Origin of the sequence: Streptomyces sp. NRRL F-6676 (genome assembly GCF_000725625.1) — a bacterium.
In the GTDB taxonomy this organism is placed as follows: Bacteria; Actinomycetota; Actinomycetes; order Streptomycetales; family Streptomycetaceae; genus Streptomyces.
Genome location: NZ_JOHS01000006.1, coordinates 42,573 through 58,231, shown reverse-complemented (window position 1 = coordinate 58,231; position 15,659 = coordinate 42,573). Strand labels below are relative to the sequence as shown.

Here is a 15,659-nt window from a genome sequence, read left to right as displayed (position 1 = left end):
GTCGGACAGTGCGCATCGGATGGGGAGGCAGGGACGACGGTGGCGGAACGGAGCACGTCTGCCGTCGACGTGGCAGACAACAGCGGTGACGAGCCGCTGACCGCCAAGGCGGACCAGTCCACGTCCGACGAGGTGGCCCAGAAGCGGGAGCGGGAGACGGACGGCGAAGAGGCACAGGGCAGCGGCAGGACCGACGGTTCCGGTGCGGCCTCGCCGCCCGAACTCCACAGCGGCCACAAACTCGCCAGACGCTACCGTCTCGAGGAGTGCGTCACCCGTCTGGACGGATTCAGCAGCTGGCGCGCGGTGGACGAGAAGCTCCGCCGCGCCGTCGGCGTGCACATCCTGCCGGCGGACCATGCGCGGGCCCGGTCGGTGCTGGCCGCCGCCCGCTCCGCCGCGCTCCTCGGTGACCCCCGCTTCGTCCAGGTCCTCGACGCCGTCGACGAGAACGACCTCGTCTACGTCGTCCACGAATGGCTGCCGGACGCCACCGAGCTGACGGCGCTGCTGGCCGCCGGCCCGCTGGAGGTGCACGACGCCTACCAGATGGTCACCCAGGTGTCCCAGGCGATGGCCGCCGCGCACCGCGAGGGCCTGGCCCATCTGCGGCTCACCCCGGGTGCGGTGCTGCGCACCTCCTCCGGGCAGTGGCGCATCCGTGGGCTCGCGGTCAACGCCGCGCTGCGCGGCATCGGTTCCGACACCCCGCAGCGCACCGACACGGAGGCGATCGGCGCACTGCTGTACGCCTCGCTGACCCAGCGCTGGCCCTATGAGGAGGACGCCTACGGGCTGTCCGGGCTGCCCAAGGGCGTCGGTCTGATCGCACCCGACCAGGTACGGGCCGGTGTCCACCGCGGTCTGTCCGAACTGGCGATGCGCGCCCTCGCCAACGACGGCGCCACCGCCTCCCGGCACGAGTCGCCGTGCACCACGCCGGAGGAACTGGTCAAGGCGATCGGCGAGATGCCCCGCATCCGGCCGCCGGAGCCGGCGTTCACCGCCCCGCCCGAGTACCAGCGCACCGCCTTCCAGCAGGGCTACGGCCGCCCGGCCCCGCACCCCGGTGTCACCCAGCCGGTGCCCGCGCCCCCGCCCGCGTTGCAGAGCCGTACCGGCAAGGCTCTCAAGTGGGCCGTCTCGGCACTGCTCATCGTCGCCCTGGGGCTCGGCAGCTGGCAGCTGGCCGACGCCCTCATGGACCGGGGCGGAAAGTCCGACGACACCGGCACGACCCATACGACGGACAGCAACGACAAGAACAGCGAGGCGCACAAGCCCGTCAAGCCGCTCACGATCGCGGCCGCCCGGGAGTACGTCGTCGAGGGATCCGCCCAGGCAGCCGCGGACGTCGGCAAGACCTACGACGACGACCCTTCCTCGTACTGGCGCACCAAGAGCTACACCGATGGACCGCAGCTCGCCCCGTACAAGCCGGGCGTGGGCATCGTCTACGACCTCGGGTCGGCCAAGTCGGTGTCAACGGCCTCGGTCGCGCTTCTGTACCCGGGCAACCACACGACGGTCCATCTGTACGCCGCCGACTCGCTCTCGCCCTCCGCCTCCGTCAGCTCCATGAAGGAGATCGGCTCCGCCACCACCAGCGACAAGAAGGTCAGCCTGAAGGGCAAGAAGAGCGTGAAGACCCAGTACGTGCTGCTGTGGATCACGGACGTGCCCTACGCGTCGGGGGACAACTACAGCGGTTCCGGCTACAAGCAGGCCATCACCGACGTGACGTTCACGGGCTAGGGTCCAGGCACACGCCGGCGTGGGAGGGGGTCGGATGGCGGACGAGGCCGGGTACGGCGGCGTGAGCGATCAGGACCTCCTCGCCCGTCATGTCGGCGGCGACCACGAGGCGTTCGGGGAACTCGTGCGCCGCCACCGCGACCGGTTGTGGGCGGTGGCGCTGCGGACGCTGGGGGACCGCGAGGAGGCCGCCGACGCCGTCCAGGACGCCCTCGTCTCCGCCTACCGTGCCGCGCACACCTTCCGCGGCCGCTCCGCCGTCACCACCTGGCTGCACCGCATCACGGTCAACGCCTGCCTGGACCGCGCCCGCAAGGCCGCCTCCCGCAGGACCTCCCCCGTGGAGGACACCGAGCGGCTGGAGCAGCTGCTGGAACCGCACGAGCCGGCGTCGGCACCGGCCGAGCGCAACGATCTGAACCGGGAACTCCTCCAGGCGCTCGCCACCCTGCCCGCGGACCAGCGGGCCGCCCTGGTCCTGGTGGACATGCAGGGGTATCCCGTGGCAGAGGCCGCCCGCATCCTCGACGTGCCCACCGGCACGGTGAAGAGCCGCTGCGCACGGGGCAGAGCAAGACTCCTGCCCCTGCTCACCCACCTCCGTGCGGACGGCGGCGGAACCGGCGCCCTCCGCGCGGACGACGGCGGGCCCGACACCGGACCCACGAAAAAGTCCGGACCGGAAAGGAACCGGACGCAGGGACCGTCCGTCCCACCCGCAGCGAAACCACACGACACGGGACCAAGCGATTCAGCCGCTGTACGGAACGGAGGTGGGCGAGCGTGACAACCACGACCGACGACACGGCCGGGCACCCGGACGTCGACGAGCTCTCCGACCTCACCGAGGGCCTGCTCCCGCCGTCCCGCGCCGCAGACGTACGGCGGCATCTGGACGGCTGCGCCCTGTGCGCCGATGTCCACGCCTCACTCAGTGAGATCCGCGGTCTGCTCGGCACCCTGCCGGGCCCCGCGCACATGCCCGACGACGTCGCCACGCGGATCGACGCGGCACTCGCCGCGGAGGCTCTGCTGGACGCGACCGGCGGCGCCTCCCCGTCAGGGGAGGGTGTCGATGTTTCACGTGAAACATCGACACCGACCGAGGCGCCGCCCTCCTCTGTTTCACGTGAAACATCGACGACCCAGTCCGCCCTCTCCGCCCCAGCGTCCCCCGCGCGTCCCGCCGGGCATGGTCGTGCGGCGACCGGTCCCGGCCGGACGAGCCGCGCCTCCCGGCGTCGCAGGACGGTCGTTCTGAGCGGCGTGGTCACCGCCGCCGCCCTCGGGCTGGGCGCACTGCTCACGCAGGCGCTGGACGACGGCGGCGCGAAGGACGTGGCGTCGGCGACGGCCCCGCACACCGACGCGGCCCACACCTACTCCGAAGGATCGCTGCGGGACCAGGTGACCACCCTGCTCGGCAGGGGACAGGGCGACACCGCGAGCAACAGCGCGAAGCCTTGGAAGGCCGATCCCGGCACGGGCTCCTCGGCCGAGTCCCAGGGGACGGAGATGCAGCCGAACACCACCCTGCGAGGCACGACCGTCAACATCCCCGTGTGCATCGAGCGGGCGGTGGACGGCCACCAGGCGGTCCTCGCCGCCGACAAGGGCGTCTACAAGGGCGCGCGCGTCTACCTCGTGGTGACGCCGGATGCCACCGACAGCTCACGCGTCGCGGCCTACCTCGTGGACGCCTCCTGCACCACGCGGTCGGCCTCCACCGGCACCGGCAAGGTGCTCCTCACGCGGACCTACGCGCGCTCCTGAGCAGCCCTTCCATGGACCGCTGTTTCCCGGGTATCCGGGGGGCGAGAGCTTGCCGAGGCACCGTGCGTCCCCGCACCACGGGGCCGGGCCGGAGTGCCCCGACGCACCGGGAATGCGTGCCGCCTAGGATCCGTTGGGTGGGGTGAGAGCTCGGACTGAGGCTCCCACCGAACCAACGCAGCTGCAGTCTCCAGAGACGAGGAATGAAGCCGTGAGCGACGTCCGTAACGTGATCATCATCGGCTCCGGGCCCGCCGGCTACACGGCGGCGCTCTACACCGCGCGCGCGTCGCTGAAGCCGCTGGTGTTCGAGGGCGCTGTCACCGCGGGTGGTGCGCTCATGAACACCACCGAGGTGGAGAACTTCCCCGGCTTCCAGGACGGCATCATGGGCCCCGAGCTCATGGACAACATGCGTGCCCAGGCCGAGCGCTTCGGTGCCGAGCTGGTCCCGGACGACATCGTCTCCGTCGACCTCACCGGTGAGATCAAGACCGTCACGGACACCTCCGGCACCGTCCACCGGGCCAAGGCGGTCATCGTCACCACCGGCTCCCAGCACCGCAAGCTCGGGCTGCCCAACGAGGACGCCCTCTCCGGGCGCGGTGTCTCGTGGTGCGCCACCTGTGACGGCTTCTTCTTCAAGGACCACGACATCGCCGTGATCGGTGGTGGCGACACCGCCATGGAGGAGGCGACCTTCCTCTCCCGGTTCGCCAAGTCCGTGACGATCGTCCACCGCCGTGACACGCTGCGCGCCTCCAAGGCCATGCAGGAGCGTGCCTTCGCCGACCCGAAGATCAAGTTCGTCTGGGACAGCGAGGTCGCCGAGATCAAGGGCGACCCGAAGCTGGCCGGTCTGACGCTGCGCAACCTGAAGACCGGCGAGACATCGGAGCTGCCGGTGACGGGCCTGTTCATCGCGATCGGCCACGACCCGCGCACCGAGCTCTTCAAGGGCCAGCTCGACCTGGACGAGGAGGGTTACCTCAAGGTCGACGCCCCCTCGACCCGCACCAACCAGACGGGCGTCTTCGGCGCCGGTGACGTCGTCGACCACACCTATCGCCAGGCGATCACGGCGGCCGGCACCGGCTGTTCCGCCGCGCTGGACGCCGAGCGCTTCCTCGCGGCCCTCGCTGACAACGAGCAGCAGGCCGAGCCCGAGAAGACCGCTGTCTGACCCCGTCCCAACCCCACCGCACCAACCAGTTAGGAGCCCGCCGTGGCCGGCACCCTGAAGCACGTGACCGACGATACTTTTGAGCAGGACGTCCTCAAGAGCGACAAGCCTGTCCTGGTGGACTTCTGGGCCGCCTGGTGCGGCCCGTGCCGCCAGATCGCCCCCTCGCTCGAGGCGATCGCCGCGGAATACGGAGACAAGATCGAGATCGTCAAGCTCAACATCGACGAGAACCCCGCCACGGCCGCCAAGTACGGTGTCATGTCGATCCCGACCCTGAACGTGTACCAGGGTGGTGAGGTCGCCAAGACCATCGTCGGCGCCAAGCCGAAGGGCGCGATCGTCAAGGACCTCTCGGACTTCATCGCCGAATAGGCGGCAACGCCGGTGACCGTACCGGCGCAATGTTTCACGTGAAACATCGAAGGGGCCGACCCACACGGGTCGGCCCCTTCGCGCTTGCCGGGAACGGCGCTCACAGAGGTCGCAGCACCGGTTCCTTCTGCACGGCGCCGAGGAGCCGGTCCAGGGCCATCTCCACGTCCTCCTTCCAGGAGAGTGTGGAGCGCAGCTCCAGCCGGAGCCGTGGGTGACTGGGGTGGGGCCGCACCGTCTTGAAGCCGACCGCCAGCAGATGGTCGACGGGCAGCAGACACGCCGGCTCCTTCCAGCGCGCGTCGCCGAACGCCTCGATCGCCTTGAACCCCCGGCGCAGCAGATCCTTGGCGACCGTCTGCACCATCACCCGTCCCAGCCCCTGCCCCTGGTACGCCGGCAGTACGAAGCCGGTGATCAACTGAATGGCGTCCGGTGAGACCGGACTGGTGGGGAACGCCGCGGAGCGGGGCACGTAGGCGGGAGGCGCGTACAGCACGAACCCCACCGGGACGTCGTCCACGTAGACGACGCGACCGCAGGACCCCCAGTCCAGGAGGACGGCGGAGATCCAGCTCTCCTTCTCCAGGGCGGACGTGCCCCCCTGTATCGCGGCCTCACCGCTGACAGGGTCCAGCTCCCAGAAGACACAGGCGCGGCAGCGCTGGGGGAGATCCTTCAGATTGTCCAGCGTGAGCGGTACGAGCCGACGCCCCATGAAAGCCGTTCCTCGCTTCCCCAGCCCGTTGCGCCACGGGCGGCCAGTGGATGCGCATACCCTCTTCGCATCGTAACCACGATGCGATTCCCTCAGTACCGCCGCAAAGCAAAGAGCGGACCGTGTTCCGGTATGCACCGGACACGGTCCGCCCAAGCCGGGTGACGGTGGAACGGAACGCCCCTCCGTCACCGGCCCGCTCAGTCCTGCGGCTGCTTCTCGTCGTCGTGCAGGCTCCTCTGGAGAACCGGGCCCTCGCCCGGAGCGAGACTGTCTAGGATCCGCTCGAGGTCTTCCATCGAGGCGAACTCGACGGTGATCTTGCCCTTGTTCTGTCCCAGGTCCACCTTCACCCGGGTCTCGAAACGGTCCGAGAGCCTGGTGGCGAGTTCGCCCAGCGCCGGAGAGACACGTGCGCCCGCGCGAGGTTTCTTGGCACGCGCGGCGCGCTTGGTCCCGGAGCCCGTCATGAGGTGGACGATCTCCTCGATGGACCGAACCGAGAGCCCCTCGGCCACGATTCGGTCGGCGAGCCTCTCCTGCTCCTCCAAGTCCTCTACGGGAATCAGCGCCCGCGCGTGACCGGCGGAGAGCACCCCGGCAGCCACCTTGCTCTGGACCTTGGTCGAAAGCCGCAGCAGACGCAGCGTGTTGGAGACCTGCGAGCGGGATCGCCCGATGCGGTCCGCCAACTGGTCGTGCGTGCAGTTGAAGTCCTTCAGCAACTGGTCGTAGGCGGCGGCCTCTTCCAGCGGGTTCAACTGCGCACGGTGCAGGTTCTCCAGGAGGGCGTCCAGGAGGAGCTTCTCGTCGTCCGTGGCCCGGACGATCGCCGGAATGGCTGTCAGCCCCGCCTTCTGGCAGGCTCGCCAGCGACGCTCGCCCATGATGAGTTCGTACTCAGCGGGAGCCTCGTACACCCCAGGACCGACGCGCCGCACGACCACGGGCTGAAGCAGCCCCACCTCCTTGATCGAGGTGATCAACTCGGCGAGCGCATCCTCGTCGAACACACTGCGAGGCTGCTGCGGGTTCGGGACGATGGTGTCCAGAGGCAGCTCCGCGAAGTGGGCGCCAAACGGCGGTCCGGGGATCGCCGGGACGGGCGGCTCCTCTGTTTCACGTGAAACATGCGGCAGGGTTCCCAGTCCCCCGCTCGGGGGCGGAATGAGCGCCCCCAGTCCCTTCCCCAACCCCCTCCGTCGCTCGCTCACTGGATTCCCTCCACCATGTTCTGGTTGTTCTCTGTGCCCAAGTGGGCGTGCTCGCCGTCGTAGTTCACTCCGACGCCGCGCAGTGCGATCTCGCGTGCCGCCTCGAAGTAGGAGAGGGCTCCGCTCGATCCCGGATCGTAGGTCAGCACCGTCTGCCCGTAGCTCGGCGCCTCGGAGATGCGGACGGAGCGCGGGATGCTGGTCCGCAGCACCTCGTTGCCGAAGTGGCTGCGCACCTCGTCCGCCACCTGGGACGCCAACCGGGTCCGCCCGTCGTACATGGTGAGCAGGATCGTCGAGACGTGCAGCGTGGGGTTGAGGTGCCCGCGCACCAGGTCGACGTTGCGCAGCAGTTGGCCCAGTCCCTCCAGCGCGTAGTACTCGCACTGGATCGGGATGAGGACCTCCGCACCGGCGACGAGTGCGTTGACCGTCAGCAGTCCGAGCGAGGGCGGGCAGTCGATGAGGATGTAGTCCAGCGGCTGCTCGTACGCCTGGATGGCCCGCTGGAGCCGGCTTTCCCGGGCCACCAGGGAGACCAGCTCGATCTCGGCACCGGCGAGATCGATCGTGGCGGGGGCACAGAAGAGACCCTCCACATCCGGGACGGGCTGGACGACCTCGGCGAGCGGTTTGCTCTCCACCAGGACGTCGTAGATGGACGGGACCTCTGCGTGGTGGTCGATGCCCAACGCGGTGGACGCATTGCCCTGGGGGTCGAGGTCGACCACGAGGACACGGGCGCCGTGCAGGGCCAGCGACGCGGCGAGATTGACCGTGGTCGTGGTCTTCCCCACGCCGCCCTTCTGGTTGGCGACCACCATGACGCGGGTTTGCTCCGGCCGTGGCAGGCCTTCGCCGGCACGTCCCAGTGCCTCCACCGCGAGTTGGGCAGCACGGCCGATGGGTGTGTCGTCCATCGGGGGCGGTGTTTCACGTGAAACATCCTCCCCGAGCGACTCGGTACGGGGACCGGGGACCGGATCGGCCATCGGTCCCGCGATGTTGGCGTCGGACCGCAAGGATTCACTCTCCTCGACTTCAGACTCGCGATGAACAGAGCCTGCCATGCCTTCGGGGTCATGAACCAGTGAGGCCTGGTGTTCTGTGGAGAAATCCACCTTTGTGGAAAACTCCGTGCCCCTTCCGGGGGATGCAGCACCGTCGACACGCGACGAGGCACCGCTCGATGGGGTGCCTTTCTCCAGGGATCCGAGGGGCCGACGGTCCCGGGGCGCTGCCGCAGCCCGGTTGCGGCCGATGATGCCGTGCAGCAGTGAGCGATGTTTCACGTGAAACACGATGCACAGCGGCCGCAGGCAGATCCCCGCGACACTCCGAATCGCGACGCTATGCCTGCTTGTGTGGAGTACGCCACCACTCGCCCGTCACCAGAAGCCAGACACCAGATGGCCGTCACACCGTCCGCGCCACTGACGCTGCGGTCATGCGTCAGCGACGCCGACGCGCCCTTCCTGTCCGCGCCGCCTTGGCGCGCTTGGCCGCGAAGCGGACCCCGCCGGGGCTCTCCCCCACCTCGACCCGCACAACGGTGGACCGCGGCTCCACCACGCCCTCGCCGACATGCAGGATGGAAGTCTCCACGGCGCCCAGCTTGGTCAGTGCCACGGCCGCGCTCTTCAGTTCCTCCTCGGCCGCGTCACCCTTGAGCGCCAGCATCTCCCCGTAGGGACGTAGCAGCGGAATGCCCCAGGTGGCGAGGCGGTCCAGCGGCGCCACCGCCCGCGCGGTCACCACATGCACCGGCGGCAGCTGGCCCATGACCTCCTCTGCACGGCCGCGCACGACCGTGACATGGTCCAGGCCCAGCAGTTCGACGACTTCGGTGAGGAAGTTGGTGCGCCGCAGCAGCGGCTCGAGCAGCGTGATCTTCAGGTCCTCGCGGACCAGCGCCAGGGGGATGCCGGGCAGACCGGCGCCGGAGCCGACGTCGCACACGGTCACCGACTCCGGCACGACCTCCGAGAGCACGGCGCAGTTCAGCAGATGCCGCTCCCACAGACGGGGAACCTCGCGGGGGCCGATGAGACCGCGCTGCACGCCCGCCTCGGCGAGCAGTTCCGCATAGCGCACCGCGTCCGCGAAGCGGTCGCCGAAGACCGCGCGCGCCTCCTCGGGCGCCGGGGGGAGCTCCGCTGCCTCCGTCACGGGAACCGTCCTTCCGTACCGCTTCAGCGCGCCGGGCGCTGACATCAGGGGTGTCAGGCTGACAAAATCCGGCCCCGTCTGCGCAACAGACGGGGCCGGAGGGACGTACGTACCGGATCAGGCGGGCAGCACGACGACGAAGCGCTGCGGCTCCTCGCCCTCGGACTCGCTGCGCAGTCCGGCGGCCTTGACCGCGTCGTGCACCACCTTGCGCTCGAAGGGGGTCATCGGCTTCATCTTCACGGCCTCGCCGCTGCTCTTCACCTCGGCCGCGGCCTTGGCACCCAGCTCGGAGAGCTCGGCGCGCTTGCGGGCGCGGTAGCCGGCGATGTCCAGCATCAGCCGGCTGCGGTCACCGGTCTCCCGGTGCACGGCCAGGCGCGTGAGCTCCTGCAACGCCTCCAGCACCTCACCGTCCCGGCCGACCAGCTTTTGCAGATCGCGGCTCGCGGTGTCACTGATGATCGAGACAGCGGCGCGGTCGGCCTCGACGTCCATGTCGATGTCACCGTCGAGGTCGGCGATGTCGAGCAGGCCCTCGAGGTAGTCCGCGGCGATCTCACCCTCCTGCTCCAGGCGGGTCATGGTGTCTGCGCCCTCGGCAGCGGCGGAGGTGGTGCCTTCCGTCACGGGATGGACTCCTTCTTACTTCTTGGACGGGGACTTGGGCCGCTGTGGGCCGCCCTTGCGCTGCCCGGACTGCGCCTTGCTGCGGGCGCCGGAGCCGGACTTCGAGGTGGCCGCCTTCCGGGCTGCGGGCTGGGACGCGTCCTGCGGCCGGTCGGACTTGCTCAGCGAGGTCGACCCCGACGAGCCGGAGTCCGTCGAGTCGGAGTCCGAGGACCCGGAGTCCGAGGAACCGGACACGGTCGAGTCGCCGGCCGCCTTCGCACCGGCGCCCGACTGACGCTGCGACTTGGACTGCCGCTTGGGCTGCTGGCGCTTGGGAGCGGCGGTCGTCGTCGTCGTGCCGTCCTCGGCGGTGAGGGTGGCGACCGCGCCCTCGCTCTTGACCACATTGCCGTCGGGCTGGGCCGCGAGGCCGGCCTTGGTCAGGCCGTTGATGAACTTGCGCTCGAACTCGTTGCGGTCGCGGCCCTTGGCGACGATCGCCTTGACGATGGTGCGCTCACGGCGGTTGCGGGTCTTGCCGTGGTTCGTGACGTGCTTGTGCAGCCGCTCCAGGTAGGCCGCCTGGGCCTTGGAACCCGGGGTGGGGTTGTTGCGGATGACGTACATCTGCTGACCCATGGTCCACACGTTGGTGGTCAGCCAGTAGACGAGGACACCGACCGGGAAGTTGATGCCGAAGACGGCGAACATCACGGGGAAGACGTACATCAGCATCTTCTGCTGCTGCATGAACGGCGTCTTGACCGTCGTGTCGACGTTCTTCGTCATCAGCTGGCGCTGCGTGTAGAACTGCGAGAACGACATCAGGACGATCATGATCGCCGTGACGACGCGGACGTCGGTCAGCGTGGCGCCGAGCGCCTCGACCTTGTCCGAGCTGTCCATGAACTTCGCCGCGAGCGGGGCGCCGAAGATGTGCGCCTTACGGGCACTGTCGAGCAGGTCGCCGTCGATGACGCCGATCGTCTTGCCCGTCGCGATGCCGTTGAGCACGTGGTAGAGGGCGAAGAAGAACGGCGACTGCGCCAGGATGGGAAGGCACGAGGAGAGCGGGTTGGTACCCGTCTCCTTGTACAGCTTCATCATCTCTTCGGACTGACGCTGCTTGTCGTTCTTGTAGCGCTCCTGGATCTTCTTCATCTCGGGTTGCAGCGTCTGCATGGCCCGGGTCGCCTTGATCTGCTTCACGAAGAGCGGGATCAGGCAGATGCGGATCAGCACCACCAGAGACACGATGGACAGGCCCCAGGCCCAGCCCGTGTCGGCACCGAAGAGGGCGCCGTACACCGTGTGGAACTGGACGATGACCCAGGAGACGGGTGTCGTGATAAAGCTGAAGAAGCTGGCAATCGTGTCCACTAATCATGCTCCTTGGGCATGGGACGAGGTCTTCGCGGCCGGGCTCGAGGAGACGAGGTGTCCCTCGAGGGCCGGTTCGGCGGCGGAGGTCCCGCCCTTGCGTGCGCGCCATGCGTTGCGCAGCATCTGGTGCCACCGCGGACGCTTGCGTTCGGGGACGTGGTCCACACCGCCGAGCGACCACGGGTTGCACCGCAGGATGCGCCAGGCGGTCAGCGCCGTCCCTTTGAGGGCACCGTGCCGGTCGACGGCCGTGTAGCCATAGTGCGAGCACGACGGGTAGTACTTGCAGACCGGGCCGAGCAGCGGACTGATCGTCCACTGGTACAGCTTGATCAGTGCCAGCAGCGGATACTTCATCGCGCGCCCCCTCCCAGGAGCCGTCCCAGAGCGGCATCCAGGTCTCGGGCCAGCTGTGAGTGGTCGGCGTCGCCCGCACCGGGCAACGCTCGTACGACTACCAGGCTACCGGTGGGCACGAGGTCGACCCGGTCGCGCATCAGATGGCGAAGTCTGCGCTTCACCTTGTTCCGTACGACCGCTCCGCCGACTGCCTTGCTCACGACGAAACCCGCACGCGTCGGAGGAGCGCTCTCCCCAGGCGCGTGCGGGTCCGTGACACCGCTGCGTAGATGGACGACGAGTAGCGGGCGTCCGGCCCGACGTCCTCGGCGTACCGCGGTCGCGAAGTCCTCGCGCCGCCTCAGCCGGTTCTCGGTGGGCAGCACGTCATGACCTGTATGCGATCAGGCGGACAGTCGGGCGCGACCCTTGCTGCGGCGGGACGCCAGGATGGCGCGGCCGGCACGGGTGCGCATACGCAGCCGGAAGCCGTGGGTCTTCGCGCGACGACGGTTGTTCGGCTGGAAGGTGCGCTTGCTCACTCGGGGGCTCCAGTAATGAATCGATGGATGGCGGGTGTCGCCTGGCTGTCACCGTGCGCCCACGAGTAGCTCGCATTACGCCCGAGTGCACCGCTCCCGACCACCGCATATGCCCTGGTGGGAGCAGTGCGGATGATCTATGCCCATCGGAGGCAGGCGGCAGCAGCCATCGACAACTCGACCTGGTTACGGTACGCGCGGCGGCGCCATCGGGTCAAACCCGGCTGCCCTCGGGGACACTGTCCACAGGCTGGGGACAACAACTTGAACCGTACGGGCCGCGCTGACTACCGTGACTGGACTGTCGATTCGTTCCCTTCTCCCGCCGTTCACCCGGCGTGGTCCCGCGGCCGCCCCGGCCGACCCGAGTCGCAAACCGATCCGTCTCCCGAACCACACGTTCGTGGGACCCGTGAGAGAGCGTGCCCTGTGGCTGACGTACCTGCTGATCTTGCCGCAGTGTGGCCACGAGTACTGGAGCAGCTCCTCGGCGAGGACCGCGGTCAGGGTGTCGAGACGAAGGACGAGCACTGGATCCGGCGCTGCCAGCCGCTGGCGCTGGTCGCCGACACGGCCCTGCTCGCGGTGCCGAACGAATTCGCGAAGAACGTCCTGGAGGGCCGGCTCGCGCCCGTCGTCAGCGAGACGCTGAGCCGCGAGTGCGGCCGCCCGATCCGGATCGCGATCACGGTGGACACCTCCTCCGCCGAGCCCGCGGCCCCGCAGCCGACCGCCGCCCCGGCGCGCTACGAGGAGCCCGAGCTCCCCGCGCCCCAGGGCCGCGAGGGGTACGACGACCGCGGCGGCCGGGAGTCCTACGAGGACCGGGGCCGCGACGGCTACGAGGAGCGCGGCGGCCAGAAGCCGTACGAAGGCGCCGGCCGGGAGCCGTACGACTACGACACGTCGGGGCGCGGCGCCTATGACGGGCGCGGCGGCCGGGAGTCCTACGAGGGCCGAGGCCGGGACGGCCGCGATGGCCGCGAAGGCTACGACGCGCACGCCCGCGAGAGCCACGAGGGATACGAGAACCGGGACGCGTACGAGAACCGCGAGGGCTACGAGCCGCACTCCCGGGACGCCCGTGACGTCAGGGATGCGCGGGACACCCGCGACACACGTGACGGACGTGACACGCGCGAGCCCCGGGACCCGCGCGACTCCCGCGACTCCCGCGACTCCCGTAATGAATACGACGGCGGTTACGGCCGCCACCGCGCCGACGACCACCGGACGGCTCCCCGCCCCGAGCACCTCACCGGCGGACCCGGGGGACCCGGCGGCCCCGGTGACCAGTTGCCGACCGCACGCCCCGCCTACCCCGCCGAGTACCAGCGCCCCGAGCCCGGCGCCTGGCCACGCCCGCAGGACGACTACGGCTGGCAGCAGCAGCGGCTCGGCTTCCCCGAGCGCGACCCGTACGCCTCACCGGCCCCGGACTACCGCACCCCGTCGCTCGACCGCCCGTCCTACGAGCAGCAACGCCCGGAGTACGACGCCCCGCGCGGGGACTACGACCAGGGCCGCCCCGACCACGAGCAGCAGCGCCCCGACTACGGCCAGCGCCGCGAGCTGCCCGAGCAGCCGGCCGGCACCGGCCATGTGCACCGCGGCGGACCGGTCGGCCCCCATCTGCCCACCACCGGCGCCCCCGGCCCGCTCGCGGCGCAGCCGGCCCCGGCGACCGGCCCGGGCGAGCCCACCGCGCGCCTGAACCCCAAATACCTGTTCGACACCTTCGTCATCGGCGCCTCCAACCGCTTCGCGCACGCGGCCGCGGTCGCCGTCGCCGAGGCACCGGCGAAGGCGTACAACCCCCTCTTCATCTACGGGGAGTCGGGGCTCGGCAAGACGCACCTGCTGCACGCCATCGGGCACTACGCGCGCAGCCTGTACCCGGGCACGCGGGTGCGGTACGTGAGCTCGGAGGAGTTCACCAACGAGTTCATCAACTCGATCCGCGACGGCAAGGGCGACAGCTTCCGCAAGCGGTACCGCGAGATGGACATCCTGCTCGTCGACGACATCCAGTTCCTCGCGGACAAGGAGTCGACGCAGGAGGAGTTCTTCCACACCTTCAACACGCTCCACAACGCCAACAAGCAGATCGTGCTCTCCTCCGACCGGCCGCCCAAGCAGCTGGTCACCCTGGAGGACCGGCTGCGCAACCGCTTCGAGTGGGGCCTGATCACCGACGTCCAGCCGCCGGAGCTGGAGACGCGCATCGCGATCCTGCGCAAGAAGGCCGTGCAGGAGCAGCTCAACGCCCCGCCGGAGGTCCTGGAGTTCATCGCCTCCCGCATCTCGCGCAACATCCGCGAGCTGGAGGGCGCGCTGATCCGCGTGACGGCGTTCGCGTCCCTCAACCGGCAGCCGGTCGACCTGGGGCTGACCGAGATCGTCCTCAAGGACCTGATCCCGGGCGGCGAGGACACGGCCCCGGAGATCACGGCCCCGGCCATCATGGCGGCGACGGCGGCCTACTTCGGCCTCACCGTGGAGGACCTGTGCGGCACCTCGCGCGGCCGCGCGCTGGTCACCGCCCGGCAGATCGCGATGTACCTGTGCCGGGAGCTGACGGACCTCTCCCTGCCGAAGATCGGCGCCCAGTTCGGCGGCCGGGACCACACGACCGTGATGCACGCCGACCGCAAGATCCGCGCGCTGATGGCCGAGCGCCGCTCGATCTACAACCAGGTCACCGAGCTGACCAACCGCATCAAGAACGGCGACTGACGCCGGCCGACGACGAGGGCGCCCCCGGGAACCGGTCCCGGGGGCGCCCTCGTCGTCGTGCCACGCCGTTCCCCGCCGCGCGGCCCGGGGCACATCCCGGCTCCCCGCACCGTTTCCCGCACCCCCACCTCCGCCCGCACCCCCGCCCGTACCCGCACCCGCACCCGCGTTCGCGGTGTTCGAATCGGCCCCGGGGTTACGGCCTTCCTCCACAGATTCGGCGGGTTTTTCGCGTCCACACCCTGGGGACCGCGAAGTTGTCCCTACTGTGTCCACAGGCACCCCGGCCCGAAGTGGATCACCGCAGGTCAGTACCTTGTGGATTCGTGGACGAAGGATCTCCACAGGCTGTGGACAGAGCGGGGATCCACAGGCTGGGGACACGGTTGTCCACGGGCAACCCACAGGAACAGGCCCGTTGTCCCCAGCGAACGGCGGTTTCTCCACATCTCTGTCCACTGTTCGGCAAGCCGACGGCGCCTCTCACCGTGTCGAGTGAAACAGGTCACAGGAAGCTGCCGGGTTGGGCTGTGGGAAACCCGGGTAAAACTGGGGACGCACCTGGGGAGAAGTCGGCCCTCCCTGTGCACGGTGTGTGCAGAACTTTCTGTTCTCCACAGAGACCCCCGGTTTTCCACGGGCGCCACCCACAGGGGCAGTGGACAAAATTCCCGCTCTGAGCTGGGAAAACGAGGTTATCCACGGTATCCACAGGCCCTACTACTACTCCCAACCAGTTAGAGCGGGGAATCCGTTTCGAAGCGGGTCCTGTGCACAACTGCCCCTCGGCTGCCCGACCGCCCCTCGTCACGACTTGACCCCGAGGGGCACCTACTGTCAGTGCCGTGCGTCAGACTGTT

General features: G+C 69.3%; 14 protein-coding genes and 2 pseudogenes. 7 read left to right on the top strand and 9 right to left on the bottom strand.

The window, feature by feature from the left end:
• Positions 1 to 39 precede the first annotated feature (39 nt).
• The 5 genes from IO29_RS04415 (at position 40) to trxA (ending at position 5,086) form a co-directional block, all read left to right on the top strand.
• Entirely contained in the window at positions 40 to 1,755 is a 1,716-nt protein-coding gene (locus tag IO29_RS04415) for a protein kinase family protein (RefSeq protein WP_030376944.1), read from the top strand.
• 34 nt (positions 1,756 to 1,789) lie between these two features.
• Complete coding sequence (gene sigM, locus IO29_RS04410; RefSeq protein ID WP_030376943.1) at positions 1,790 to 2,542, top strand: RNA polymerase sigma factor SigM; 753 nt, start codon at positions 1,790 to 1,792, stop codon at positions 2,540 to 2,542.
• Positions 2,539 to 3,528, top strand: a complete 990-nt coding sequence (locus IO29_RS38385; protein ID WP_030376942.1) for an anti-sigma factor family protein — start codon at positions 2,539 to 2,541, stop codon at positions 3,526 to 3,528. The genes sigM and IO29_RS38385 overlap by 4 nt, the downstream gene beginning before the upstream one ends.
• A 211-nt stretch (positions 3,529 to 3,739) precedes the next feature.
• Positions 3,740 to 4,711 (top strand): thioredoxin-disulfide reductase, encoded by a 972-nt coding sequence (gene trxB / locus IO29_RS04400; RefSeq protein WP_030376941.1) that lies wholly within the window; start codon positions 3,740 to 3,742, stop codon positions 4,709 to 4,711.
• A 42-nt stretch (positions 4,712 to 4,753) separates the two neighbouring features.
• On the top strand, positions 4,754 to 5,086 hold the full coding sequence (gene trxA, locus IO29_RS04395; protein ID WP_030376940.1) for a thioredoxin: 333 nt from the start codon (positions 4,754 to 4,756) through the stop codon (positions 5,084 to 5,086).
• A gap of 100 nt (positions 5,087 to 5,186) precedes the next feature.
• Here the strand turns inward: trxA and IO29_RS04390 are convergent, their stop codons facing one another.
• From IO29_RS04390 to rpmH, 9 genes are all read right to left on the bottom strand, one after another.
• Positions 5,187 to 5,804: a GNAT family N-acetyltransferase gene (locus tag IO29_RS04390; protein WP_030376939.1), complete on the bottom strand. Its 618-nt coding sequence runs from the start codon at positions 5,802 to 5,804 to the stop codon at positions 5,187 to 5,189.
• Between the two features lie 200 nt (positions 5,805 to 6,004).
• Positions 6,005 to 7,018 carry a ParB/RepB/Spo0J family partition protein gene (locus IO29_RS04385; protein WP_078618006.1) on the bottom strand — a complete coding sequence of 338 codons (1,014 nt, stop codon included), beginning with the start codon at positions 7,016 to 7,018 and terminating at the stop codon, positions 6,005 to 6,007.
• Positions 7,015 to 8,088, bottom strand: coding sequence for an AAA family ATPase (locus IO29_RS04380; protein ID WP_078618005.1), 1,074 nt, complete (start codon positions 8,086 to 8,088; stop codon positions 7,015 to 7,017). Before IO29_RS04380 ends, IO29_RS04385 begins: the two co-directional genes overlap by 4 nt.
• A gap of 382 nt (positions 8,089 to 8,470) precedes the next feature.
• Positions 8,471 to 9,187, bottom strand: coding sequence for a 16S rRNA (guanine(527)-N(7))-methyltransferase RsmG (rsmG, locus tag IO29_RS04375; protein ID WP_030376936.1), 717 nt, complete (start codon positions 9,185 to 9,187; stop codon positions 8,471 to 8,473).
• A 117-nt stretch (positions 9,188 to 9,304) separates the two neighbouring features.
• On the bottom strand, positions 9,305 to 9,817 hold the full coding sequence (locus IO29_RS04370; protein ID WP_030376935.1) for a Jag family protein: 513 nt from the start codon (positions 9,815 to 9,817) through the stop codon (positions 9,305 to 9,307).
• Positions 9,818 to 9,832: 15 nt separating this feature from the next.
• A complete protein-coding gene (gene yidC, locus IO29_RS04365; protein ID WP_030376934.1) occupies positions 9,833 to 11,179 on the bottom strand; it encodes a membrane protein insertase YidC in 1,347 nt (448 codons plus the stop codon).
• Positions 11,180 to 11,182: 3 nt separating this feature from the next.
• A complete protein-coding gene (gene yidD / locus IO29_RS04360) occupies positions 11,183 to 11,539 on the bottom strand; it encodes a membrane protein insertion efficiency factor YidD (protein WP_030376933.1) in 357 nt (118 codons plus the stop codon).
• The gene (gene rnpA, locus IO29_RS36230; RefSeq protein WP_078618004.1) at positions 11,536 to 11,907 is read right to left on the bottom strand and encodes a ribonuclease P protein component; all 372 of its coding nucleotides are present in this window, start codon (positions 11,905 to 11,907) and stop codon (positions 11,536 to 11,538) included. Before rnpA ends, yidD begins: the two co-directional genes overlap by 4 nt.
• Positions 11,908 to 11,925: 18 nt before the next feature.
• Positions 11,926 to 12,063 (bottom strand): 50S ribosomal protein L34, encoded by a 138-nt coding sequence (gene rpmH / locus IO29_RS04350; protein ID WP_003956500.1) that lies wholly within the window; start codon positions 12,061 to 12,063, stop codon positions 11,926 to 11,928.
• Between the two features lie 429 nt (positions 12,064 to 12,492).
• Here rpmH and IO29_RS40325 point away from each other — a divergent pair.
• Both IO29_RS40325 and dnaA read left to right on the top strand, forming a co-directional pair.
• A pseudogene (locus tag IO29_RS40325) lies at positions 12,493 to 12,960 on the top strand (chromosomal replication initiator protein DnaA); the annotation flags it as partial.
• Between the two features lie 258 nt (positions 12,961 to 13,218).
• Positions 13,219 to 14,799, top strand: a pseudogene (dnaA, locus tag IO29_RS04345) (chromosomal replication initiator protein DnaA); the annotation flags it as partial.
• Positions 14,800 to 15,659 lie beyond the last annotated feature (860 nt).